20 protein-coding genes are annotated in these 22,430 nt (G+C 74.4%); 13 read left to right on the forward strand and 7 right to left on the reverse strand.

The features are described 5' to 3' along the window. The first annotated feature begins 22 nt into the window (after window positions 1-22). From NFS20_RS18470 to NFS20_RS18515, 10 genes are all read left to right on the forward strand, one after another. Window positions 23-1,624 (forward strand): ABC transporter ATP-binding protein, encoded by a 1,602-nt coding sequence (locus NFS20_RS18470; RefSeq protein WP_251153264.1) that lies wholly within the window; start codon window positions 23-25, stop codon window positions 1,622-1,624. Between the two features lie 11 nt (window positions 1,625-1,635). After that, complete coding sequence (locus NFS20_RS18475) at window positions 1,636-2,946, forward strand: ABC transporter permease (protein WP_502800840.1); 1,311 nt, start codon at window positions 1,636-1,638, stop codon at window positions 2,944-2,946. Beyond that, window positions 2,943-4,250 carry an ABC transporter permease gene (locus NFS20_RS18480; protein WP_251153266.1) on the forward strand — a complete coding sequence of 436 codons (1,308 nt, stop codon included), beginning with the start codon at window positions 2,943-2,945 and terminating at the stop codon, window positions 4,248-4,250. Before NFS20_RS18475 ends, NFS20_RS18480 begins: the two co-directional genes overlap by 4 nt. Before the next feature lie 7 nt (window positions 4,251-4,257). Further along, a complete protein-coding gene (locus NFS20_RS18485; protein ID WP_285821154.1) occupies window positions 4,258-4,731 on the forward strand; it encodes a cytidine deaminase in 474 nt (157 codons plus the stop codon). 17 nt (window positions 4,732-4,748) lie between these two features. After that, entirely contained in the window at window positions 4,749-6,083 is a 1,335-nt protein-coding gene (locus tag NFS20_RS18490) for a thymidine phosphorylase (RefSeq protein WP_251153364.1), read from the forward strand. A gap of 2 nt (window positions 6,084-6,085) precedes the next feature. Further along, window positions 6,086-6,544, forward strand: coding sequence for a YidH family protein (locus tag NFS20_RS18495; RefSeq protein ID WP_251153267.1), 459 nt, complete (start codon window positions 6,086-6,088; stop codon window positions 6,542-6,544). Next, on the forward strand, window positions 6,541-6,867 hold the full coding sequence (locus NFS20_RS18500; RefSeq protein WP_251153268.1) for a DUF202 domain-containing protein: 327 nt from the start codon (window positions 6,541-6,543) through the stop codon (window positions 6,865-6,867). Before NFS20_RS18495 ends, NFS20_RS18500 begins: the two co-directional genes overlap by 4 nt. Next, window positions 6,864-7,904: a hypothetical protein gene (locus NFS20_RS18505; RefSeq protein ID WP_251153269.1), complete on the forward strand. Its 1,041-nt coding sequence runs from the start codon at window positions 6,864-6,866 to the stop codon at window positions 7,902-7,904. Before NFS20_RS18500 ends, NFS20_RS18505 begins: the two co-directional genes overlap by 4 nt. Window positions 7,905-8,055: 151 nt before the next feature. Further along, window positions 8,056-8,295, forward strand: a complete 240-nt coding sequence (locus NFS20_RS18510; RefSeq protein WP_251153270.1) for a hypothetical protein — start codon at window positions 8,056-8,058, stop codon at window positions 8,293-8,295. Window positions 8,296-8,346: 51 nt separating this feature from the next. Next, window positions 8,347-9,477, forward strand: coding sequence for an adenosine deaminase (locus NFS20_RS18515; protein WP_251153271.1), 1,131 nt, complete (start codon window positions 8,347-8,349; stop codon window positions 9,475-9,477). 176 nt (window positions 9,478-9,653) lie between these two features. Here the strand turns inward: NFS20_RS18515 and NFS20_RS18520 are convergent, their stop codons facing one another. From NFS20_RS18520 to deoC, 3 genes are read right to left on the reverse strand one after another with little or no spacing between them, the layout of a single operon-like run. Beyond that, entirely contained in the window at window positions 9,654-10,607 is a 954-nt protein-coding gene (locus NFS20_RS18520) for an aldehyde dehydrogenase family protein (RefSeq protein ID WP_251153272.1), read from the reverse strand. Beyond that, window positions 10,607-12,088: an aldehyde dehydrogenase family protein gene (locus NFS20_RS18525; protein ID WP_251153273.1), complete on the reverse strand. Its 1,482-nt coding sequence runs from the start codon at window positions 12,086-12,088 to the stop codon at window positions 10,607-10,609. Before NFS20_RS18525 ends, NFS20_RS18520 begins: the two co-directional genes overlap by 1 nt. Window positions 12,089-12,111: 23 nt before the next feature. Next, window positions 12,112-13,173, reverse strand: a complete 1,062-nt coding sequence (gene deoC, locus NFS20_RS18530; protein ID WP_251153274.1) for a deoxyribose-phosphate aldolase — start codon at window positions 13,171-13,173, stop codon at window positions 12,112-12,114. Window positions 13,174-13,245: 72 nt separating this feature from the next. Between deoC and NFS20_RS18535 the strand changes: the two genes are divergently transcribed. Next, window positions 13,246-13,473: a hypothetical protein gene (locus NFS20_RS18535; protein WP_251153275.1), complete on the forward strand. Its 228-nt coding sequence runs from the start codon at window positions 13,246-13,248 to the stop codon at window positions 13,471-13,473. Between the two features lie 72 nt (window positions 13,474-13,545). Here the strand turns inward: NFS20_RS18535 and NFS20_RS18540 are convergent, their stop codons facing one another. Beyond that, entirely contained in the window at window positions 13,546-15,402 is a 1,857-nt protein-coding gene (locus NFS20_RS18540; protein WP_251153276.1) for a phospho-sugar mutase, read from the reverse strand. Between the two features lies 1 nt (window position 15,403). Continuing rightward, the gene (locus NFS20_RS18545; protein WP_251153277.1) at window positions 15,404-16,255 is read right to left on the reverse strand and encodes a purine-nucleoside phosphorylase; all 852 of its coding nucleotides are present in this window, start codon (window positions 16,253-16,255) and stop codon (window positions 15,404-15,406) included. 129 nt (window positions 16,256-16,384) lie between these two features. Here NFS20_RS18545 and NFS20_RS18550 point away from each other — a divergent pair, with 129 nt between their 5' ends. Beyond that, window positions 16,385-17,836: an NAD(P)H-quinone dehydrogenase gene (locus tag NFS20_RS18550; RefSeq protein ID WP_463105846.1), complete on the forward strand. Its 1,452-nt coding sequence runs from the start codon at window positions 16,385-16,387 to the stop codon at window positions 17,834-17,836. 40 nt (window positions 17,837-17,876) lie between these two features. On the opposite strand, the gene NFS20_RS18555 is transcribed toward NFS20_RS18550, so the two are convergent. After that, window positions 17,877-18,350 (reverse strand): hypothetical protein, encoded by a 474-nt coding sequence (locus NFS20_RS18555; RefSeq protein ID WP_251153279.1) that lies wholly within the window; start codon window positions 18,348-18,350, stop codon window positions 17,877-17,879. Window positions 18,351-18,408: 58 nt separating this feature from the next. Further along, a complete protein-coding gene (locus tag NFS20_RS18560; RefSeq protein ID WP_251153280.1) occupies window positions 18,409-20,616 on the reverse strand; it encodes an endonuclease/exonuclease/phosphatase family protein in 2,208 nt (735 codons plus the stop codon). Window positions 20,617-20,864: 248 nt separating this feature from the next. Between NFS20_RS18560 and NFS20_RS18565 the strand changes: the two genes are divergently transcribed. Further along, window positions 20,865-22,430, forward strand: a complete 1,566-nt coding sequence (locus NFS20_RS18565; RefSeq protein ID WP_285821157.1) for a CoA-acylating methylmalonate-semialdehyde dehydrogenase — start codon at window positions 20,865-20,867, stop codon at window positions 22,428-22,430.

Raw genomic sequence — 22,430 nt, forward strand, 5'->3', positions numbered from 1 at the left:
CTGTTCGGAGAGAGGGCAGCCGGTGAAGCTGGAGCTGCGCGGGATCACGAAGGTCTTCGGGTCCCTGGTCGCCAACGACCACATCGACCTGGTCATCGAGCCGGGCGAGATCCACGCCCTGCTGGGGGAGAACGGGGCCGGGAAGAGCACGCTCATGAACGTGCTCTACGGCCTGTACGACCCCGACGACGGAGAGATCCTCGTCGACGACGTCCCGGTGACCTTCACGGGTCCGGGCGACGCGATGGCCGCCGGCATCGGCATGGTGCACCAGCACTTCATGCTCGTCCCAGTCTTCACGGTCGCCGAGAACGTCGCCCTGGGGCACGAGCCCGTCAAGGGCGCCGGGCTCATCGACGCCCGGCGCGCACGCACCCTGGTCCGCGAGATCTCCGACCGGTTCGGCTTCGAGGTCGACCCGGACGCGATGGTCGAGGACATCCCCGTGGGCGTGCAGCAGCGCGTCGAGATCATCAAGGCGCTCTCGCGCGACGCGCGCGTGCTCATCCTCGACGAGCCCACCGCGGTGCTGACCCCGCAGGAGACCGACGAGCTCATCGCGATCATGCGCCAGCTCAAGGCCGCCGGCACCTCGATCGTCTTCATCACGCACAAGCTGCGCGAGGTCCGCGCGGTCGCCGACCGGATCACGGTCATCCGCCGCGGCAAGGTCGTCGGGACGGCGGACCCGAGCGCGAGCGAGACCGAGCTCGCGTCGCTCATGGTCGGACGGTCCGTGTCGCTCGGCGTGGACAAGAGCCCGGCCGAGCCCGGCGACGCCACCTTCAGCATCACCGACCTCACGGTGATGGACGAGCTCGGGACGCCGGTCGTCGACCGGGTCAGCCTCGACGTCGCGCGCGGGGAGATCCTCGTCGTCGCCGGGGTGCAGGGCAACGGGCAGACGGAGCTCACCGAGACGATCGTCGGCCTGCGCCGGCCCGTCGCGGGCTCCATCTCGCTCGACGGCACGGAGCTCGTGGGTCGTGGGGTCGCCGACGTCCTCGGCGCCGGCGTCGGCTACGTGCCCGAGGACCGCAGCACCGACGGGATCATCGGGACCTTCTCGGTCCAGGAGAACCTCGTGCTCGACCTCTTCACGTCCGCGCCCTACTCGAGCGCCGGGGCGCTGAACAAGGGCGCGATCCGGTCCAACGCCGAGCAGCGCGTCGTCGAGTTCGACGTGCGCACCCAGACCGTCGAGGCGCCCGCGGGCACCCTGTCCGGCGGCAACCAGCAGAAGGTCGTGCTCGCGCGCGAGATGTCGCGCCCGCTCCGGCTGCTCATCGCGTCCCAGCCGACGCGCGGCCTCGACGTCGGCTCGATCGAGTTCGTGCACAGCCGGGTCGTGCAGGAGCGCGACAACGGCACCCCGGTGATCATCGTGTCGACCGAGCTCGACGAGGTGCTGGCGCTCGCCGACCGCATCGCGGTGATGTACCGCGGCCGGGTGGTCGGGGTCGTCCCCGGCGACACCGACCGCGACGTGCTCGGCCTCATGATGGCCGGCGTCCCGCTCGACGAGGCGGTCGCCCAGGCCGCGGAGCACCACACGACCCTCGGCGGGGCCGACCTCGAGGCCGACGCCGTCCCGCGCGACCAGCGCGAGGAGGAGGACCAGTGACCCAGCAGGCCATGCCGGACGACGAGGGGACGCCCGTCGCCCCGCCGACCCCCGCACCGCCGAGCGACGTGCCGAAGCCCGAGCGGCCCGCCGGGCAGGGCGTCCTGCGCGAGATCCTCGAGAGCAGCTGGCTCGTCTCGCTGCTCGCGATCGTCGCGGCCCTCGTGATCGGCGGCGTCCTCATCGCCGCTGCCGACCCGGAGGTCCAGGAGGCGGCGACGTACTTCTTCGCGCGCCCGGCCGACTTCTTCTCGGCCGTGTGGGACGCGGTGTTCGGCGCCTACAGCGCGCTGTTCCAGGGCGCGGTGATCAACTTCCAGGCGACGGACCTGCAGCGCGCGCTGCGTCCGCTCACGGAGACGATGACCGTGTCGGTGCCGCTGATCCTCGCGGGGCTCGGGCTCGGCATCGGCTTCCGAGCCGGCCTGTTCAACATCGGCGCGCAGGGGCAGATCATCCTCGGCGGCATCTTCGCCGCCTTCATCGGCTTCACGTTCTCGCTCCCGCCGGGCCTGCACCTGGCCCTCGCGGTCCTCGGCGCTGCGCTCGGCGGTGCGATCTGGGCCGGCATCGCGGGCGTGCTCAAGGCACGCACGGGTGCGCACGAGGTGATCGTCACGATCATGCTCAACAACATCGCGGTGTACCTCGTGGCGTACCTGCTCACGACGCCCGCCTTCCAGCGACCGGGCAGCTCCAACCCGATCAGCCCGCCCATCCCCGGCAGCGCGACCTTCCCGCTCCTGCTCGGCGAGGGCTACCGGCTGCACCTCGGGTTCGTCCTCGCGCTCCTGGTCGCCGTCGGCGTCTGGTGGCTCATGGAGCGCTCGACGCTCGGCTTCCGCTTCCGCGCCGTCGGGGAGAACCCGAACGCGGCACGGACCGCGGGCATCTCGGTCCCGTGGGTCACGGTCTGGGTCATGGCCATCGCCGGCGCCCTCGCCGGTCTGGGCGGCGCCGCCCAGGTGCTCGGCACGGAGAAGGTGCTCACGGCCGGCGTCGCGGCGAGCTTCGGCTTCGACGCGATCACCGTCGCCCTCCTGGGCCGCTCGCGGCCGCTCGGCACGGTCCTCGCGGGCCTGCTGTTCGGCGCGCTCCGCGCCGGCGGGTTCGCCATGCAGGCCCGGACGGGTACGCCGATCGACATCGTCCTCGTCGTCCAGTCGCTCATCGTGCTGTTCATCGCGGCACCCCCGCTGGTCCGGGCGATCTTCCGCCTCCCGACGCCGGGCGGACCGACGCGGGCCGAGCGGCAGGCCGCACGCCGCCGCGACCGCGCGACGACCCCGACCACCCTGACGACGCAGGAGGCGGGCGCATGAGCACCGCGACCACCCCGGCCCCGACCGTGCCCGGCGAGCCCGCCGCGCCGCGGTCGACCGCGAAGCCGCTGCCGCCGATCAGCTGGCGCGCACCGATCGCGTACGCCGTCATCGGCCTGATCTCGCTCGTCGTCTTCGCGCTCCTCCCGCCCGGCGGGCGCGAGACCACGTTCCGTCTCTCCACGGCGGACGACTTCTTCCAGATCGAGCCGATCACCGTCAGCTCGAGCGGCGCGGCCCTCTTCCTGTCGATCCTCGCCCTCCTGCTCGCCGGTCTCTCCTTCTGGGCCGCGCGCGACCGTCGCAAGGTCGGCATCTGGCTGCCCATCGTGTTCGGCGTCCTGGTCGTCTTCGCCTTCCTGTGCTGGGCCGGCGCCGGCAAGTCGTCGATCCCGCTGACGGGCCTGCTGCAGGGTTCGCTGTTCCTCGCGGTGCCGCTGGTCTTCGGCGCGCTCTCGGGCGTGCTGTGCGAGCGGGTCGGCATCATCAACATCGCGATCGAGGGCCAGCTCCTCGCCGGGGCGTTCCTCGCCGCGGTCGTCGCGTCGCTCACCTCGAGCGCGTACGCCGGGCTCGTGGCCGCGCCGATCGCGGGTGCGCTCGTGGGCGTGCTCCTGGTGATCTTCTCCGTCAAGTACTGGGTCAACCAGATCATCGTCGGCGTCGTGCTCAACGTGCTGGTGGTCGGGGTGACGAGCTACCTCTACTCGACGGTCCTCACCGCGGACTCCGCGACCTGGAACACGCGCACGCCCCTGCCCGTCCTCGAGATCCCCGTCCTGTCGCAGATCCCCGTGATCGGGCCGGTGCTGTTCCGGCAGACGCTGCTCGTGTACCTCATGTACGTCGTCGTGATCCTGCTCCAGGTCTTCCTCTTCAAGAGCCGGTGGGGTCTGCGCCTGCGCGCGGTGGGGGAGCACCCCAAGGCGGCCGACACCGTGGGCATCAAGGTCAACGCGACGCGCGTGCGCAACACCATCCTGGGTGGCGCCGTCGCCGGGCTCGGCGGAGCGTTCTTCACGGTCGCCGCGGGGCTCGCGTTCGGCAAGGAGATGACCGGCGGCAAGGGCTTCATCGCCCTCGCCGCGATGATCCTCGGTCGCTGGAACCCCGTCGGCGCGCTGATCGCCGCGCTGCTGTTCGGGTTCTCCGACAACCTGCAGGTCGTGCTCGGGATCGTCGGGACGCCCATCCCCAGCCAGATCATGCTCATGACGCCCTACGTCGTGACGATCTTCGCCGTCGCCGGCCTCGTGGGTCGTGTGCGCCCGCCCGCCGCCGAGGGCATCCCCTACGTGAAGTGAGGTCCCGATGACGCACGTGCCCGACGGCGGGACGCACCCCGGTGACGACGCTCGACCAGGACGCGGCGCCGTCGGGGACCCGGACCCCGCGGTCGACTGGGAGGCGCTGCGTTCCGCGGCCCGCGAGATCATGGAGCGGGCGTACGCGCCGTACTCCGGCTACCCCGTCGGCGCCGCCGCGCTCGTCGACGACGGGCGCGTGGTCGTGGGGTGCAACGTCGAGAACGCCGCGTACGGCGTGACGCTGTGCGCCGAGTGCTCGCTCGTGAGCTCGCTCGTCGGCGGCGGGGGCGGGCGGCTCGTCGCGTTCGCGTGCGTCGACGGGCGTGGCGCCACGCTCATGCCGTGCGGGCGCTGCCGCCAGCTCCTGTGGGAGCACGGCGGCCCCGACCTGCTGGTCGACACCGTGCGTGGTATCAAGACGATGAGGGACGTGCTGCCCGACGCCTTCGGGCCCGACGATCTGGAGGTGCGCTCGTGACCAACGACGACGGGGCCGTGCAGGGTGGCGCGGCCGACGAGGAGCAGACCGGTCCCGCGCAGGAGCCGTTCGACGCGGTCGACGTCATCCGCGCGAAGCGCGACGGGGGGCTGCTCGACGGCGCCCAGATCGACTGGGTGATCGACGCGTACACGCGGGGCGTCGTCGCCGAGGAGCAGATGGCCGCGCTCGCGATGGCGATCTACCTGAACGGGATGGACCGCACCGAGATCGGGCGCTGGACGCAGGCGATGATCTCGTCCGGCGAGCGCATGGACTTCGCGGGGCTGTCCCGCCCGACCGTCGACAAGCACTCGACCGGCGGTGTCGGCGACAAGATCACGCTGCCCCTCGCCCCGCTCGTCGCCTCGTACGGCGTCGCCGTGCCGCAGCTCTCCGGGCGGGGCCTCGGCCACACGGGCGGGACGCTCGACAAGCTCGAGTCGATCCGCGGGTGGCGCGCCTCGCTGACCAACGAGCAGATGATGAACGCGCTCGAGCACGTCGGTGCGGTGATCTGCCAGGCAGGGTCCGGGCTCGCGCCCGCGGACAGGCTCCTCTACGCCCTGCGCGACGTCACGGGCACGGTCGAGTCGATCCCGCTCATCGCGAGCTCGATCATGAGCAAGAAGATCGCCGAGGGGACGGGCGCCCTCGTCCTCGACGTCAAGGTCGGCTCGGGGGCGTTCATGAAGGACCTCGAGTCCGCGCGCGAGCTCGCGCGCACGATGGTCGACCTCGGGACCGACGCCGGCGTCCGTACGGTCGCGCTGCTCACCGACATGTCGACGCCGCTCGGCCTCACGGCGGGCAACGCGCTCGAGGTGCGCGAGTCGGTCGAGGTCATGCAGGGCAAGGGCCCGCAGGACGTCGTGGACCTCACCGTCGCCCTCGCCGTCGAGATGCTCGCCGCCGCGGGCCGCCCGCAGGACCCCGACGACGTCCAGCACGCCCTCGTCGGCGGGCGGGCCCTCGACAAGTGGCGCGAGATGATCGCCGAGCAGGGCGGCGACTCGCGCGCGCCGCTGCCCGTCGCGCGCGAGAAGGAGCACGTGGTCGCGGACCACGACGGCGTCATGTCGCGGCTGGACGCCTACGCCGTCGGGGTCGCCGCGTGGCGCCTCGGCGCGGGGCGCGCCCGCAAGGAGGACGTCGTGCAGGCCGGGGCGGGTGTCGAGCTGTTCGCGAAGCCCGGCGACGTCGTCCGCAAGGGCCAGCACCTCATGACCCTCCACACCGACACGCCGGACCGGTTCGACCGGGCCGTGCAGGCGCTCGAGGGCGCCTGGGAGATCGCCCCTCCGGGGTCCGACGTCTCGCCGGGACCGGTCGTCCTCGACCGCGTCGGCTGAGCGTGGCGGACCCCGGGGCGGGCGGGCCGCCGGACCCGCGCACCGAGCCGGGGCCGGACCACGCGGAACCTGTCGACGACCGCCGCCCGCGGTCCGTCTACGGTGTCGGGACCGAGCCCGACGCGCGGTTCAGCCTCGCGAACGAGCGCACGGCCCTGGCGTGGGTCCGCACGGGTGTGGGCCTCGTCGCCGGAGGCGTCGCCCTCACGTCGTTCTCGACCTTCGCGGACCTCCCCGGGCTCGTCGACCTCGTCGCGGCCGTCGCGTGCCTCGTCGGCGCGGCGTGCGCCCTGTACGCCCTGCTGTCGTGGCGCCGCAACGAGCGAGCGCTCCGGCTGCGGCAGCCGTTGCCCGCGCCCGGCGGCATCCCCGTCCTCGTGACCGGCGTGATCCTGCTCGCGGTGCTCATCGCGGGCTACTCGGTCGCAGCGGGCCTCGGCGAGGCGGGCGCACTGCCGTGAGCGACCCCGTCGCACGGGACGAAGGCCTCCAGCCCGAGCGCACCGCCCTCGCCTGGCAGCGCTCCGTGCTCGGCGTGGTCGTCGGCGCGCTCCTGCTCGGCGCGGCCGGGCTGCGTAGCGCCAACGCCCTCGTCGTGGTGGCGGCCGCGGCGGTCGCGGTGCTGACGCTCGTCCCCGCCGTCCTGCGGCCGCCGACGGGCGGCCTGCCCGACAGCGGGCGGCTGCGCTCCTGGTCGTTCCTCGTCCGGCTCGTCGCGCTCGTGCTCGCGCTCGCCGGGATCGGCGCCGCGTGGGCGGTCGCGCGCGCGGTCGGCGCGGCATGAGCGCGCTCGGCGGGTTGCGGCTCACGTCCCTCGCCTCGCTGCTCGGCGCCGGTGCGCGGCCCCTGACGACGGGTGCGCGGCCGATCGCGCCCGGCCTCGGTACGTCGCTCACCGTCGCGGGCGCGCTCGACCGCGCGCGCGGCGCCGGGCACCGGGACGACGTCGTCGCCGGGCTCGCGCACGTGCTTCCCCGACTGCCCGTCGACACGCGCGTCGAGGTCGTCGACCCGCTCGGCCGTGCCTCGTCGCTCGCGCGCGTCGGTGGGCCCGCGGTCCGCCCCCTCACGCTCGCCGGTGCGCTCGCGCGGCAGGTCGACGGGACGACGTGCGGCTCGGCCGTGCTCGCGCTGCTCGCCGCCGCGGGCGATCCTGTGCTCGCCCTCTGGCTCGTGACCGGTACCGCGCTCGACGGCGCTCCCGCGACCGCCGGCACGGACCCGGCTCCCGGTCCGCGCGTCGCACCGGACCGGTCGTCCGGGGGCGCCTCGCCGGGCGGGGCGGAGCACCGGTGGCGTCGCCTGCAGCACATCGTCAAGGCGCGCACCGGCCGGAAGGCGCTCGGGCCGTTCCCGTGGCCCGGCGCGCTCGGGACGCCGCCGTGGGGTGCGGCGCGCACCGCGCGGTACGCCGACGTGCGGTTCACGCACCACGCGGTCGACGGCGCGCGCGGGTACTCCGTGCTGGGCGCCGCCCTCGACGCGGCGGCTCGCGGGATCCCGGTGCCCCTGTTCACCGGCGGCGATCTGTCCGGCGGCGTCACGGCAGCGGTGCCACGTCACGTCGTGCTCCTCGTGGCCGCCGACGCCGCGACGACCGATGGTGCCGCGGGCCGGTCAGGCCCGGTGCGCGCGCCAGGGACCGCGGCGTCCGGGAGGGCCGGCACGCCCGGGGTGCGCCGCTGTTGGGTCTACGAGCCGTCGTCGGGCACGGTGCACCGGCTCGACGCCGCACGGCTCGCCGCGGGGGGACAGGCGGCGGCCGTGCGGCGGGCGCTCGGCGGCTGGCCGCACGTCGTGTGGGCGATCCTGCCCGCCTGACGACGGCGAGGACGAGGGCGACGGCGGCCGCGCCGGAGGGACCGGCTCGGTGACCGGTCGGCGACCCGGCCGTCGACCGGGCGGGCTGGCGACCGGAGGACGCCCGCGTGAGGATGGAGGGGCCACGACCCGCCACGCTGAAGGAGTCGACATGAGCACGGTCCCGGGGGAGAACACCTGGCGAGACGCCGGTCTGGTCGAGCAGGACGAGGAGGCGGTGAGCCTCGTCGAGGAGGTCGAGACCGACGACACGGGCGTCGACGACCCCGAGCACGAGCCGGACGACTACCGCCCCCGTTCGGCGCGGCCCGACCTCGACGGGGAGGCGAGCGAGGCGGACGTCGTCGAGCAGGCGTCGGCGGTCCCCGGCGCCGAGGACGACTACGTCTGACGCGACGACGCGTGACCGGCCCGCCGGCTCCGCGGCCGGTACCGTGAGCGCATGACCACCGAGAACCGCCCGCTCACCGCGGACGTCATCCGTGCCCTGCCCAAGGTCGTGCTCCACGACCACCTCGACGGAGGGCTCCGTCCCGCGACGATCCTCGAGCTCGCGGCCGAGGTCGGGCACGAGCTGCCCGCCCACGACGCCGAGTCGCTCGCGACCTGGTTCGCCGAGTCGGCCGACTCCGGCTCCCTCGTGCGCTACCTCGAGACGTTCGACCACACGATCGCCGTCATGCAGACCCACGAGGCGCTCGCCCGCGTGGCCCGCGAGGCCGTGCTCGACCTCGCCGCCGACGGCGTGGTCTACGCCGAGCAGCGCTGGGCACCCGAGCAGCACCTCCAGCGCGGGCTGACCCTGCAGGAGACCGTCGACGCCGTCCAGGCCGGCATCGAGCAGGGCGTCGCCGCCGCCGCGGCCGAGGGGCGCACCATCCGCGTCGGACAGCTCGTCACCGCGATGCGCCACGCCGACCGGTGGCAGGAGATCGCCGAGCTCGCCGTCGCGAACCGCACGAACGGGGTCGTCGGGTTCGACATCGCCGGCGCCGAGGACGGCTTCCCGCCCTCGCGGCACGCCGAGATCTGGAGCTACCTCGCGGCGAACAACTTCCCCGTGACGATCCACGCCGGCGAGGCGGCCGGGCCGGAGTCGATCGCGGAGGCGGTGCACCTGGGCCAGGCCGGGCGCATCGGCCACGGCGTCCGGATCGTCGAGGACATCGCGTTCGACCCCGCCCACCCGCACAGCGCCGAGGGCGAGCCTGGCACGGCCGCGCTCGGGCTCCTCGCGCACTGGGTCCGGGACCACCAGATCCCGCTCGAGCTGTGCCCGTCGTCGAACGTCCAGACCGGCGCCGCGACGTCGATCGCCGACCACCCGATCACGCGGCTCAAGGAGCTCGACTTCGCCGTCACGCTCAACACCGACAACCGGCTCATGTCGCGCACGTCGATGACGCAGGAGATGACGCTCCTCGTCGAGCAGGCGGGGTGGACCATCGACGACCTCGCGGACGTGACGATGACGGCGGCGTGGAGCGCGTTCGTGCACCACGACGAGCGTCGCGCGCTGGTGGACGACGTGATCCTGCCGGGGTACCAGCTGGTCGAGGGCGCGCAGGTCTGAGCTTCCGCGGTCTCGAAGGGCCACGGGGCTGGTTCAGCGGCCTCTGCGGAGGGTCGACCGTGATCGCGCGAGGTAGTACGGGGGGCGCGGGGTCGAACGCTGTGCGTGAGGGTGGCCGAGAACGACTCCGGTGCCGTCATCCGAGGACGACGGCACCGGAGTCGTTCTCGGCGGGGTCAGATGCCCTTGGGGTGCCAGACCGTCTTGATCTCCGTGTAGGCGAGGATGCGCTGGGGGAGCGGGGCCTCGGTCCAGTCGGGCTCGGTGTCGTTCCCGCGGCGGTCGACGGCGGGGCGCAGGACGCGCTTGACCGAGTCCGCCGCGGCGGCCTCGAGCTCTCCCCAGCCGACACCGGCTGCGGCCACCGCGCCCGCGAGGTCGATCGCGTTGACGTCGAGGTGGGACGCGAGCGGGGGAGCGAGCTCCTTCGTGCGGCCCGTGAGGACGTTGACGACGCCGCCCGGCACGTCCGACGTCGCGAGGACCTCGGAGAGCGTGACGGCCGGGATCGGCCGGTCCTCGCTCGCGACGACGATCACGGAGTTCCCCGTCACCAGCGGCGGGACGATCGTCGAGACGAGGCCGAGGAGCGACGAGCGCTGCGGCGCGAGCACCACGACGACGCCGGTCGGCTCGGGCGACGACAGGTTGAAGTAGGGCCCGGCGACGGGGTTGGCGGAGCCGGCGACCTGCGCGACCTTGTCGGTCCAGCCCGCGTACCAGACCCAGCGGTCGATCGCCTCGGACACGGCGGTCTCCGCCTGCCGTGCGGTCAGGCCCTCCCCGGCGGCGACCTCGGCGACGAACTGGTCGCGACGTCCCTCGAGCATCTCGGCGACGCGGTAGAGCACCTGCCCGCGGTTGTACGCCGTCGCGCCGGCCCAGCCGGGCTGCGCGGCGCGCGCCGCGACGACGGCCTCGCGCGCGTCCTTGCGCGAGCCCTGCGCGACGTTCGCGAGGAAACGGCCCTTCGCGTCGACGACCTCGTAGGTGCGGCCCGACTCGCTCCGGGGGAACTTCCCGCCCACGTAGAGCTTGTACGTCTTGCGGACGCCGAGCCGCTCGGGTGCGGACGACCCGCGCGAGGCGCCGGCCTTCGTGGTCGTGCTGCCGCTCGTGGTGCGGGCCATCAGTACGTGCTCCCCTCGATCAGGTAGGACGCCAGGCCGTGCCGGCCGCCCTCGCGGCCGTAGCCGGACTCCTTGTAGCCGCCGAACGGGCTCGTCGGGTCGAACCGGTTGAAGGTGTTCGACCACACGACGCCCGCGCGCAGCCGGTCGGCCATCCAGAGGATGCGCGACCCCTTCTCGGTCCAGATCCCCGCCGAGAGACCGTAGGGCGTGTTGTTGGCCTTGGCGACGGCCTCGGCCGGCGTCCGGAAGGTCAGGACGCTGAGGACCGGACCGAAGATCTCCTCGCGCGCGATGCGGTGCGCCGCGGAGACACCGGTGAAGAGCGTCGGCGCGAACCAGTACCCCGACTCCGGCAGCTCGCACGCCGGGCTCCACCGCGTCGCGCCCTCGGCGACGCCCGCCTCGGTGAGCTCGGTGATGCGGGCGAGCTGCTGCGGCGAGTTGATGGCGCCGACGTCGGTGTTCTTGTCCATCGGGTCGCCCACGCGCAGCGTGCCGAGGCGTGCCTTGAGCCGCTCGACGAGCTCCTCGGCGATCGACTCCTGGACGAGGAGCCGCGAGCCCGCGCAGCACACCTGGCCCTGGTTGAAGAAGATGCCGTTGACGATGCCCTCGATCGCCTGGTCGACCGGCGCGTCGTCGAACACGATGTTCGCGGCCTTGCCGCCGAGCTCGAGGGTCGCGTGCTTGCGCGTCCCGGCGATCTGCTGCGCGATGCGCTTGCCGACCGCCGTCGACCCGGTGAACGCGACCTTGTCGACGCCGGGGTGCACGACGAGCGCCGCGCCCGTGGACCCGGCCCCGGTGACGATGTTCACGACGCCGGGCGGCAGCTCGGCCTGCCGCAGGAGGTCCGCGAAGAGCAGCGCCGTGAGCGGCGTCGTCTCCGCGGGCTTGAGCACCACGGTGTTCCCTGTCGCGAGCGCCGGTGCGATCTTCCACGCGAGCATGAGCAGCGGGAAGTTCCACGGGATGACCTGCGCGGCGACGCCGTGCGGGCGGGGGGCGGCGCCGTAGCCCGCGTGCTCGAGCTTGTCGGCCCAGCCCGCGTAGTAGAAGAAGTGGGCGGCGGCCGTCGGGACGTCGACGTCGCGCGCCTCGCGGATGGGCTTGCCGTTGTCGAGCGTCTCGAGGACGGCGAACTCGCGGGCCCGCTCGGCGAGGAGCCGTGCGATGCGGAAGAGGTACTTCGCACGCTCACGGCCCGGCATGGGCCCCCAGACCTTCTCCTGGGCGCGGCGGGCGGCGCGGACGGCGCGGTCGACGTCGTCCTCGGTGGCCTCCGCGACCTCCGCGAGCACCTCCTCGGTGGCCGGGTTGACGGTCTTGAACGAGCCGTCGTCGGACGCCGCGGTGAACTCGCCGTCGATGAAGAGGCCGTACGACGACGCGATGTCGACGACGGCGCGCGACTCGGGGGCCGGGGCGTACTCGAACGGCGAGCCGGCGGTGGTCGGGGTGCTGCTCGTGGTGCTCATCTGTTGCTGTCCTCGGGTTCCGCTCAGTCGACGGTCACGTAGTCCGGGCCCCAGTAGGCACCCGTGGCGAGCTTGTTGCGCTGCATGAGCACGTCGTTGAGCAGCGACGACGCGCCGAACCGGAACCAGTCCGGGTCCAGCCACTGCGGGCCGGCGACCTCGTTGACGGCGACCAGGTACTTGATCGCGTCCTTGGAGGTCTTGATGCCGCCCGCGGGCTTGACGCCGACCTGGACGCCCGTGAGCGCGAGGAAGTCGCGCACCGCCTCGAGCATGACGACCGTCACCGGCAGCGTCGCGGCGGGGGAGACCTTGCCCGTGCTGGTCTTGATGAAGTCGGCGCCCGCGAGCATCGCGAGCCACGACGCGCGGCGCACGTTGTCGTACGTCGCGAGCTCGCCCGTCTCGAGGATGACCTTGAGGTGGGCGTGGCGCCCGTTCGCGCGGCACTCCTCGCGCACGGCGACGATGTCGTCGTAGACCTGCTCGTACCGGCCGGAGAGGAACGCGCCGCGGTCGATGACCATGTCGATCTCGTCGGCACCCGCCTCGACGGCGTCGCGCGTGTCGGCGAGCCGCACGGCGCGGGTCGCGCGTCCGGACGGGAACGCCGTCGAGACGGCGGCGACCTTGACGCCCGTGCCCGCGAGCGCCTCGACGGCGACCGGGACCATGTCGTTGTACACGCAGACCGCCGCGGCGGCCGGGCACGTCGGGTCGTTGGGCTCGGGGCGCACGGCCTTGGCGGCGAGCGCGCGGACCTTGCCGGGCGTGTCGGCGCCCTCGAGCGTCGTGAGGTCGACCATGCGGATGATCGTGTCGAGCGCCCAGGCCTTCGACGTGGTCTTGATCGAGCGCGTGCCGAGCATGGCCGCACGGCCGTCGGCGCCGACCTTGTCGACCCCTGGCAGGCCGTGCAGGTAGCGGCGCCAGCCGGTGTCGTCGAGGACGGCGGAGCCGGTCACGGAGCGGGCGAGCTCGGCGATCTCGACGGCGGGACGGTCGGCGGGTGCCGGGGCCGCCGGGGCCGCGTCGGAGCCCGCCGGGCCGGTCTCCCGGACCGACGGCGGTGTCGTGGTGCTCATCGCCCCAGGTTACCCGTCGGTACGGTGCCGCGGATCGGAGAAGCGTGGCAGTCTGCCGCCATGATCACGCTGATGGACCGATTCCTGCAGGACACGCTCACACCGCGTGTGCGGGAGGCCGTCATCGCCTTCGCCGAGTCCGACGTCGGCTACCTGGAGATCACGGGTGACGTGTACAGCGCCGAGCTCTTCCGCGCGGACGGCGTGGCGGTCGTCCTCGACGAGCTCGATCCGGACGCCGAGATGCGCGTGCCACTCGAGGACTTCGTCCGGCTGGTCCGCGGTCGCACTCCCCGGTGACTGTCCCGCCCGACCGCGTCGAACGAGGTCCCTCGACGAGGCGATGACGCCGTCGTGGCGGTGTCCGACGTCCTACAGGCCGAGCGCGCGCGACATGTCGGCCTTCACGCGGTCGATCCGCTCGCGGGCGAACGCGCGGGCTGCGGTGAGGTCGTCGTGGGACGCGTCCGCGGCGACCGGGACGACGACCTCGAGGTAGCACTTCACCTTGGGCTCGGTCCCGCTCGGGCGCACGATGACGCGCGTCGAGTCGGCGGTGAGGAGCCGGACGCCGTCGGTCGGCGGGAGGCCGTCGAGCCCAGCGGAGAGGTCGGCGACGTCGGTCACCCCGGCGCCGGCGAGGGTGCGCGGCGGCGCCGAGCGCAGGTGCGTCATGGTGTCGCCGATGCGGTCGAGGTCGGTGAACCGCGCCGAGAGCTGGTCGCTCACGTGGAGGCCGTGCCGGCGCGCGAGGTCGTCGAGCGCGTCGACGAGCGTGCGGCCCTCGGCCTTGAGGCGGTTGGCGAGCTGCGCGACGAGCAGCGCGGCGCTGATGCCGTCCTTGTCGCGCACGTGCGCGGGGTCGACGCAGTAGCCGAGGGCCTCCTCGTACCCGAACACGAGGCCGTCGACGCGGCTGATCCACTTGAACCCGGTGAGGGTCGTCGCGAAGCCCAGGCCGTGCGCCGCGGCGATGCGCGAGAGCAGGCGGGAGGAGACGACCGAGCACGCGAGCACGCCACCGGCCGCCCCCGAGGAGGCGGCCCGTCGCGCGACGTCCTCGCCGAGCAGCGCACCGACCTCGTCGCCGTGCAGCATGCGCCAGCCGTTCGACCGCGCCGTCTCGGCGCCCTGGTACGTCCCGACGCGCGGGTCGTAGACCGCGACGGCGCACCGGTCGGCGTCCGGGTCGTTCGCGAGCACCACGTCCGCGCCCGCGTCCTGCGCGTACGCGAGCGCGAGGTCCATCGCGCCCGGCTCCTCGGGGTTCGGGAAGGACACGGACGGGAAGTCCGGGTCCGGGTCCAGCTGCTCCTCCACGGGCACGACGGTCGTGAACCCGGCCTCGCGCAGGACGTGCGCCACGACGGCGCCGCCCACGCCGTGCAGCGCGGTGGTGACGACCTTGAGCCGGCGGGGAGCGCCGTCGGACAGCGCGAGGACGGACGCGGCGTAGGCGCGGACGACGTCCCGTCCGAGCACCGTCCACCCGTCGCCCGCGCGCGGTACGGAACGGGCCGGCCCGACGGCGGCGATCGCCGCCGCGATGCGCGCGTCGTACGGCGGGACGATCTGAGCGCCCTGACCGCCGTCGGTGACCACCCGGCCGCCGAGGTACACCTTGTAGCCGTTGTCCGCCGGCGGGTTGTGGCTCGCGGTGACCATGACGCCCGCGTCCGCGTCGAGGTGGCGCACGGCGAACGCGAGGACCGGCGTGGGCAGCGCGCTCGGCAGGACCGAGACGTCGAGGCCGGCGGCGGTCAGGACCGCGGCCGTGTCGACGGCGAACGCGCGCGAGCGGTGCCGCGCGTCGAAGCCGACGACCACCCGGGGCCGCGTGCCGCTGCCCAGCGCGTCGAGCAGGTACGCACCCAGCCCGGCCGCGGCACGCACGACGACCGCCCGGTTCATGCGGTGGGGTCCCGCCGCCATCGCTCCGCGCAGGCCGGCCGTGCCGAACTCCAGCGGGCCGGAGAACCGGTCCCGCAGCTCGGCGAGCGCCGCGCGGCGCACGTCGTGCTTCCGGGGGTCGGGGGAGTCGGCGAGGTCCAGCAGGTGGCGCAGGTCCGCCTGGTCGCCCGCGTCGACGTCGTCGTCGATCCACGCCGCGACGCGCTCGAGGAACGCGGCGTGCGCCGAGCCCGGGTCGAACGACGGGTCGTCGGTGGCGTCGGCCGGAACGCTCGGCCTGGACGTCTTCCCCCGCGGGGACGTGGCACGCTCGGTCATGTCACACCAGCTTCGCGATGTCGGCCAGGAGGGCGCTGATACGGGGGCCCGCGGCCTGGCCGGCCTCGATGACCTCCGCGTGGGAGAGCGGCGTCGGGCTGATCCCCGCCGCGAGGTTCGTCACGAGCGAGATGCCGAGCACGTCGAGGCCGCAGTGCCGGGCGGCGATGGCCTCGATCGTCGTCGACATCCCGACCAGGTCCGCGCCGATGGCCCGCGCCATGCGGACCTCGGCCGGCGTCTCGTAGTGCGGCCCGGGGAACTGGGCGTACACGCCCTCGGCGAGGCTCGGGTCGACGCGGCGCGCGAGCTCGCGCAGGCGCGGCGAGTACACGTCGGTGAGGTCGACGAACGTCGGCCCCTCGAGCGGGCTGCGGCCCGTGAGGTTGATGTGGTCGGAGAGCAGGACGGGCGTGCCCGCGGCCCAGTCGGTGTTCAGGCCGCCGCACCCGTTCGTGAGGATCAGGGTCTCCGCCCCCGTCGCGGCGGCGGTCCGCACGCCGTGCACGACGGCGCGCACGCCCTTGCCCTCGTACAGGTGCGTGCGCGAGCCGATGACCAGGGCGTGGCGCACCGAGCCGTCCGCGCGCTCGACCCGGATCGAGCGCGTCACGGACAGGTGTCCGACGACCGCCGTCGCGGAGAAGCCGGGGATCTCGGCGGTGGGGATCTCGGCGACGACGTCGCCCAGGAGCTCCGCGGCGCCGCCCCAGCCCGAGCCGAGCACGAGCGCCATGTCGTGCCCGTCGACCCCGGTCGCCTCGGCGATGTGGTCCGCGGCGGCCCGCGCCACGACGAAGGGTTCGGTGCTCGGGTCGTCGAGCGAGGGTGTGCTCGGAGGCGTCGTCGTCATGCCGCCCAGGCTAGTCCTCCCGCCGCGCGCTGACCTGGGGTGCGGCCGACCGGGCCGCCGCCCCGCCATGTCGGGACCTCGGCAGGCCGTCTCGCATCGTGACACGCGCGGGCCGTCCGGCCTGACAGAATGGGCCGCGTGACCCACGAGACCCTCGACCGTCAGGCCACCCGGATCGTCGTCGTGGGAGGTGGTCCCGGCGGTTACGAGGCGGCTCTCGTCGCCCGTCGGCTCGGGGGCGACGTCACGGTCGTCGAGCGCCAGGGGATGGGCGGCGCGGCCGTCCTCACGGACGTCGTCCCGTCGAAGACGCTCATCGCGACCGCCGACTGGATGACGATCGCCGAGCGCGCCGCCGACCTCGGCATCCGCCTCCCCGTCGACACCGCCAAGGCGCAGCACCCGGCGATGCGCCGCCACATCGTCGACCTCGACGCCGTCAACACGCGCGTCATGGCGCTCGCGGCCGCGCAGTCGGCCGACATCCGGGCGCGCCTCGAGCGCGAGGGCGTGCGCGTCGTGACAGGCACGGGCCGGCTCGACGGCCCGTCCCGCGTCGTGGTCGAGGGCGGTGGCGGTGCGGGCGCCGACGTCACGCTCGACGCCGACGTGATCCTCCTCGCGCTGGGCTCCACGCCGCGCACGCTGCCCACCGCGCAGCCCGACGGCGAGCGCATCCTCACGTGGACGCAGCTCTACCACCTCACCGAGCTGCCCGAGCGCCTGATCGTCGTCGGTTCGGGCGTCACGGGCGCCGAGTTCGCGGGCGCGTACAACGCGCTCGGCTCGGACGTCGTGCTCGTGTCGAGCCGTGACCGCGTGCTCCCCGGCGAGGACGCCGACGCCGCCGAGCTCCTCGAGGGCGTCTTCCGGTCGCGCGGCATGACCGTCATGTCGCGCTCGCGGGCCGAGTCCGCGGTCCGCACGGCCGACGGCGTCGAGGTGACGCTCTCCGACGGCCGCGTGATCACCGGCTCGCACGTGCTGCTCGCGGTCGGGTCGATCCCCTCGACGCACGGCATCGGTCTGGAGGAGGCCGGGGTGCGCCTCGCGCCGAGCGGGCACGTCGAGGTCGACAAGGTGTCGCGCACGTCGGCGCGAGGGGTCTACGCGGCAGGGGACTGCACCGGCATCCTGCCCCTCGCGTCCGTCGCGGCGATGCAGGGCCGCGTCGCGATGTCGCACGCGCTCGGCGACGCCGTCGCGCCGATCAAGCTCCGCACGGTCGCCGCGAACATCTTCACCGCTCCCGAGATCGCGACCGTCGGGTACAGCGAGGAGCAGCTCAAGGCCCAGAGCAGCAAGTACGTCACGACCACGCTCCCGCTCGCGCGCAACCCGCGGGCGAAGATGCTCGGCATGCGCGACGGCTTCGTCAAGCTCTTCGCGCACCCGGAGGCGGGGGTCGTGCTGGGCGGCGTCGTCGTCGCGCCGCGCGCGAGCGAGCTGATCTTCCCCATCACGCTCGCCGTGTCGCACCGCCTCACGGTGGACGACGTCGCGTCCGCCTTCACGGTGTACCCGTCGCTCTCGGGGTCGATCGCCGAGGTCGCACGCATGCTGCACCACCGCGAGGACTGAGCACCCGGGCGACGGGCCGTGCCACGCCGGAGGGAGCGCGCTACAGCCTCGCCTCGACCCGCAGCGTCCCGGCGGCGTAGGCGAGATCGGTGATCTCGAGGCCCGGCAGGGTCCCGGCCAGCCCGGCGGCGAGGAGCGCCTGCACGTCGAGGGCGAGCCGCGCGTCGGGCAGCACGCGGACCGCGTCCGCGGGGAGGCCCTTCGACCGCAACGCACCCTGGAGCGGGCCCTCGGCCATCCCGAGCAGCTTGTGCGCGGGGAGCCCGGCGGCGCTCGCCTCCACGGCGACGACCGCCGTCCCCGCGACGAACGACTCGACGCGCAGCGTCCCGCGGACGACGGGGACGAGCCGCGCCGCGAGCCGCAGGGCCGACGGCGGGTCGGGCACCTCGCGCAGGTCGAGGACCACGCGCACGTCGTCGCCCTCGCCGGTCACCGAGCGCACGAACGGGGGCAGCGCCCCGGACGCACGCGCGAGCTCGACGGCCTCGGTCACGGTCAGCTCGATACGCACCGGCCGACCTTAACCCGGGCTCACCGCGCTCGCGGGCGGGGGCCGGCGTCGGCCGCGCTCAGTCCGTGGCGCGGACCTCGGTGAGCAGCGAACGGTGGTCGGACGCCGTGTCGTCGAGCACCTCGAACGACCGGAACGTCACCGGCGCTGAGCCGAGGACCCAGTCGATGCGGTGCGCCGGGGCGACCGCGGGTGACGTGAGCGCGTCGGGGTCGCCCGCGGCGTCCTGGCCGCTCTCCAGGCCCTGGTCCTCGAGGAGCGCGATCTCGTCCCACCCGGGCTCGGCGTTGAGGTCGCCGGCGAGGACGTACGCACCCTCGACCGGTTCGGCGGCGAGCAGGGCGTCGAGCTGTTCGAGACGCGTGGGCGTGCTCTCCTCGCGGTGCTGGAGGTGGACCGACGTGACGCGCACGGGCACGCCGCCCGCGTCGACGGTCGCGGACACCGCGGAGCGCTGCTGCGGGCCCGCGCCGAACGGCAGCGCGTGGCGCTCGACGTCGGCGAGGTCGCCCAGGGCGGGGTCCCAGAGGAGGACGTTGACGAACTGGCGGTCGGCCGCCGGCGCGGCGACGAACCGCATGCCGGTCTCGCGCGCGAGGTACGAGGCCATGTCGGCACCGCCGCCGAGCACCCAGCCGCGCGAGACCTCCTGCAGCGCGACGACGTCCGCGCCCGAGGTCTCGATCGTCGCCACGACCTCGTCCAGCCGGACCGAGGGGTCGGCGCTCACGCCGTAGTGCAGGTTCCAGTCGAGCACGCGCAGGAGACCGGGCTCGCGGTCGGCGGTGGCTCCGGACGCCGGTGCGAGCACCTGTGTCGTCCCGACGAGCGCCAGCACGGCGACAGCTCCCGCGACGGCGACGAGCGGTCCGGTCCGCAGGCCGCCGCTCTCGACGCCGTCCGCCTGCGCGCCTGCGAGGGGCATGCCGCCGCCGGCAGGGTCGGCGGGCTCGGCGGAGGCGGCGCTCGCGGCGCGTGCCGTGCGGTACGCGGTGACGACGGCGACGACCGCGAGGACCGCGGCGGCACCGACGGGCACCCACCCGTTGCGGAACGGGAGCGGCACGTCGTAGTCGATCTGGTAGCCGAGGACCGGGACCACCACGCCCAGCCCGGCGAGCGTCGCCGCGCCCGCGAGCCGCAGCCAGGTGACGTCGCGCGCGGGGCGGTCGAGGCCCAGGGAGAGCGTCGCCGCGGCGGCGGGCACGAGGAGCGTGAGCAGCACGACGAGCGCCCAGCCCCCGGCCGTGCCGGGTCCGTCGAGGCGCGGGACCGCGAGGAAGGCGACCGCGACGCCTCCGACGAGCAGCACCGGTGGCCCCCAGACGGCGACGAGCCGCCCGGCGCCACGGACGCTCCGGGCAGCGCGCGCGACCCACGGCACCGCCCAGGCGGTCAGGAGCGCTGCAGCGGCGAGCGCCGCGACCGCCGGGGCGAGCGCGACCCCGGACTGCGAGGCGACGAACGCCGGGTTCGCGAGCGCCTGCACGACGAGCGCGAGGAACGGGCCGAGCAGCCAGAGTCCCCGGGCACCGGGCCACGCGGCGCGCCCTCGCACGACCCACGCGCACGCGAGCGCCCCGAGCCCGACCGCGACCGTGAGAGACCAGGCGAGGGGCCCGTCGCGCCAGTAGGCGTCCCACGTGCCGAGGAGCGCGCTCAGCGCCGCGGCGAGCAGGGCGCCGAAGGTCACGCCGAGGGCGACGAGACCGCCGCGCGCGCGGCCGGCCGGCCGAGCGTCGCCCGGGTGGGGGTCCGCGGGACGGGGTGCCGCGCCCGTCGTCCCGGCCACGGCGTCGGTGGGCCGGGAGCGCGAGCCGCTCGCGAACGCGGCGACGATCACGAGCGTGGCGATCCCCAGCGCGACCGTCGCGAGCCCCACGCCGTAGCGCACGAGCCCCAGGTCCGCGCCGGCGGCGATCGCGGTGCCGAGGCCCTGGAGCACGAGCCGCGCGACGACGAGGGAGCAGACCGCGAGGAGCACGACCTTGCCCGTGATCTCGAGCCGCGCGGCGATCATCACGACGAGGACGCCGGGGGCGGCGTAGGTCGCGAGCGCCGTGAGCGCGACGGTCGTGATCCCCGCGGCGAACGCGTGGTCGAGGAGCGGCCCGCTCGACCGGACCAGCTCGACGACGAGTGCCGTGACCAGCACGAGCAGGACGAGGACGGCCCGACCCGGGTCCCGGTCCGGCCGGCCCGGTGGCGTCGTCGTGCCCGAGGTGTCGCCGGTCGGGGAAGGGGGAGCCTGCGGCGTCGCGCTCACGGGACCGAAGGTACCGGGCGCCCGGCCGGCCCGCGACGTCCGTGCCGGTGCGTGCCGGTGCGCGCCGTCCGTGGCGTCAGTGCCGCCCGGTGCGGAGGTGTGATCCGTGCCACACTGGGGGATCGGCGGCGACGGCGCGCCACCACCTCGGCGCGCGAGGAGGAGACGTGGATCGGACGACCCGGACCCTGGGCACCACGAGCGCCCCGCGCGGCGTGAGGATCCCCGCGGCGCCCGACAGCACCGTCGTGGACAGCGACGAGACCGGTACCCGGCCCGCGGGCGCTCCCGGGCAGCCGCGCGTCGTCGGGCACTGGGTCGGCGGCGCGCTGCGCACGGACGCCGTGCGGCACGCCCCGGTCCACGATCCCGCCCGGGGCACCGTCTCGGGCCGGGTGGCCCTCGCGTCCGCCGAGGACGTCGACGCCGCGGTCGCGGCAGCCCGCGAGGCGTTCGGTGCCTGGCGGGCGACGAGCGTCTCGCGCCGTGTCGAGATCCTCTTCGCGTTCCACCAGCTCCTCGTGGAGCACCGGGACGAGATCGCGGCCGTCGTGAGCGCGGAGCACGGCAAGGTGCTCTCCGACGCCGCGGGCGAGGTGGCCCGCGCGCTCGAGTGCGTCGAGTTCGCGTGCGGCATCGGGCAGCTCCTCAAGGGCGGGTACACCGAGCAGGCGTCCGCGGGCGTCGATGTGCACGAGGTGAAGCAGCCCCTCGGGGTCGTCGCGTGCATCACGCCGTTCAACTTCCCCGCCATGGTGCCGCTGTGGATGATCCCCAACGCGATCGCCTGCGGGAACACGGTCGTGCTCAAGCCGAGCGAGCGCGACCCGTCGGCGTCGCTCGTCGTGGCGCGGCTGCTCCAGGAGGCGGGACTGCCCGACGGCGTGGTGAACGTCGTGCAGGGCGACCGCGTCGCCGTCGAGCGGCTGCTCGAGCACCCCGACGTCGAGGCCGTGAGCTTTGTCGGGTCCACGCCCGTCGCGCGCCACGTGTACGAGACCGCCACCCGGCACGGCAAACGGGTCCAGGCCCTCGGCGGCGCCAAGAACCACATGGTCGTGCTGCCCGACGCCGACGTGGACGTCGCCGCCGACGCGGCGGTCTCGGCGGCGTACGGGTCGGCGGGCGAGCGGTGCATGGCGGTGTCCGTGCTCGTCGCCGTGGGTGCGGTCGCCGACCCCCTGGTCGAGGCGATCCGGGAGCGCGTGGCGCGCCTCGTCGTCGGGCCGGGTGACGACCCGGCCTCGCAGATGGGTCCGCTCATCACCGCGGAGCACCGTGACCGCGTCGCCGCGCGCGTGGCGACGGCCGAGGCGGAGGGCGCGACGCTCGTCGTCGACGGTCGCACGACACCGGACCGCGGGGCAGGCGACGGCTCGGGCGCCGCCGACCTGGGGGCAGGCTTCTTCCTGCACCCCACGCTCGTCGACCACGTGCGGCCCGAGCACACGGTGTACCGCGAGGAGATCTTCGGGCCCGTGCTGTCCGTGGTCCGCGCCGACACGTACGACGAGGCGGTCGGCCTCGTCAACGACAACCCGTACGGCAACGGCGCGGCGATCTTCACGCGCGACGGTGGCGCGGCGCGCGCGTTCGAGGTCGACGCGCGCGCGGGCATGATCGGCGTGAACGTCCCCATCCCGGTGCCCGTCGGCTACTACTCGTTCGGCGGGTGGAAGAGCTCGCTGTTCGGCGACCTGCACGTCTACGGCCCCGAGAGCGTGCAGTTCTACACGCGCACCAAGGTCGTCACGACCCGCTGGCCCGACCCCGCGACGTCCGCCGTGGACCTCGGCTTCCCCCGGACGAGGTGA

It is taken from the genome of Cellulosimicrobium sp. Marseille-Q4280 (genome assembly GCF_943181405.1).
In the GTDB taxonomy this organism is placed as follows: domain Bacteria; phylum Actinomycetota; class Actinomycetes; order Actinomycetales; family Cellulomonadaceae; genus Cellulosimicrobium.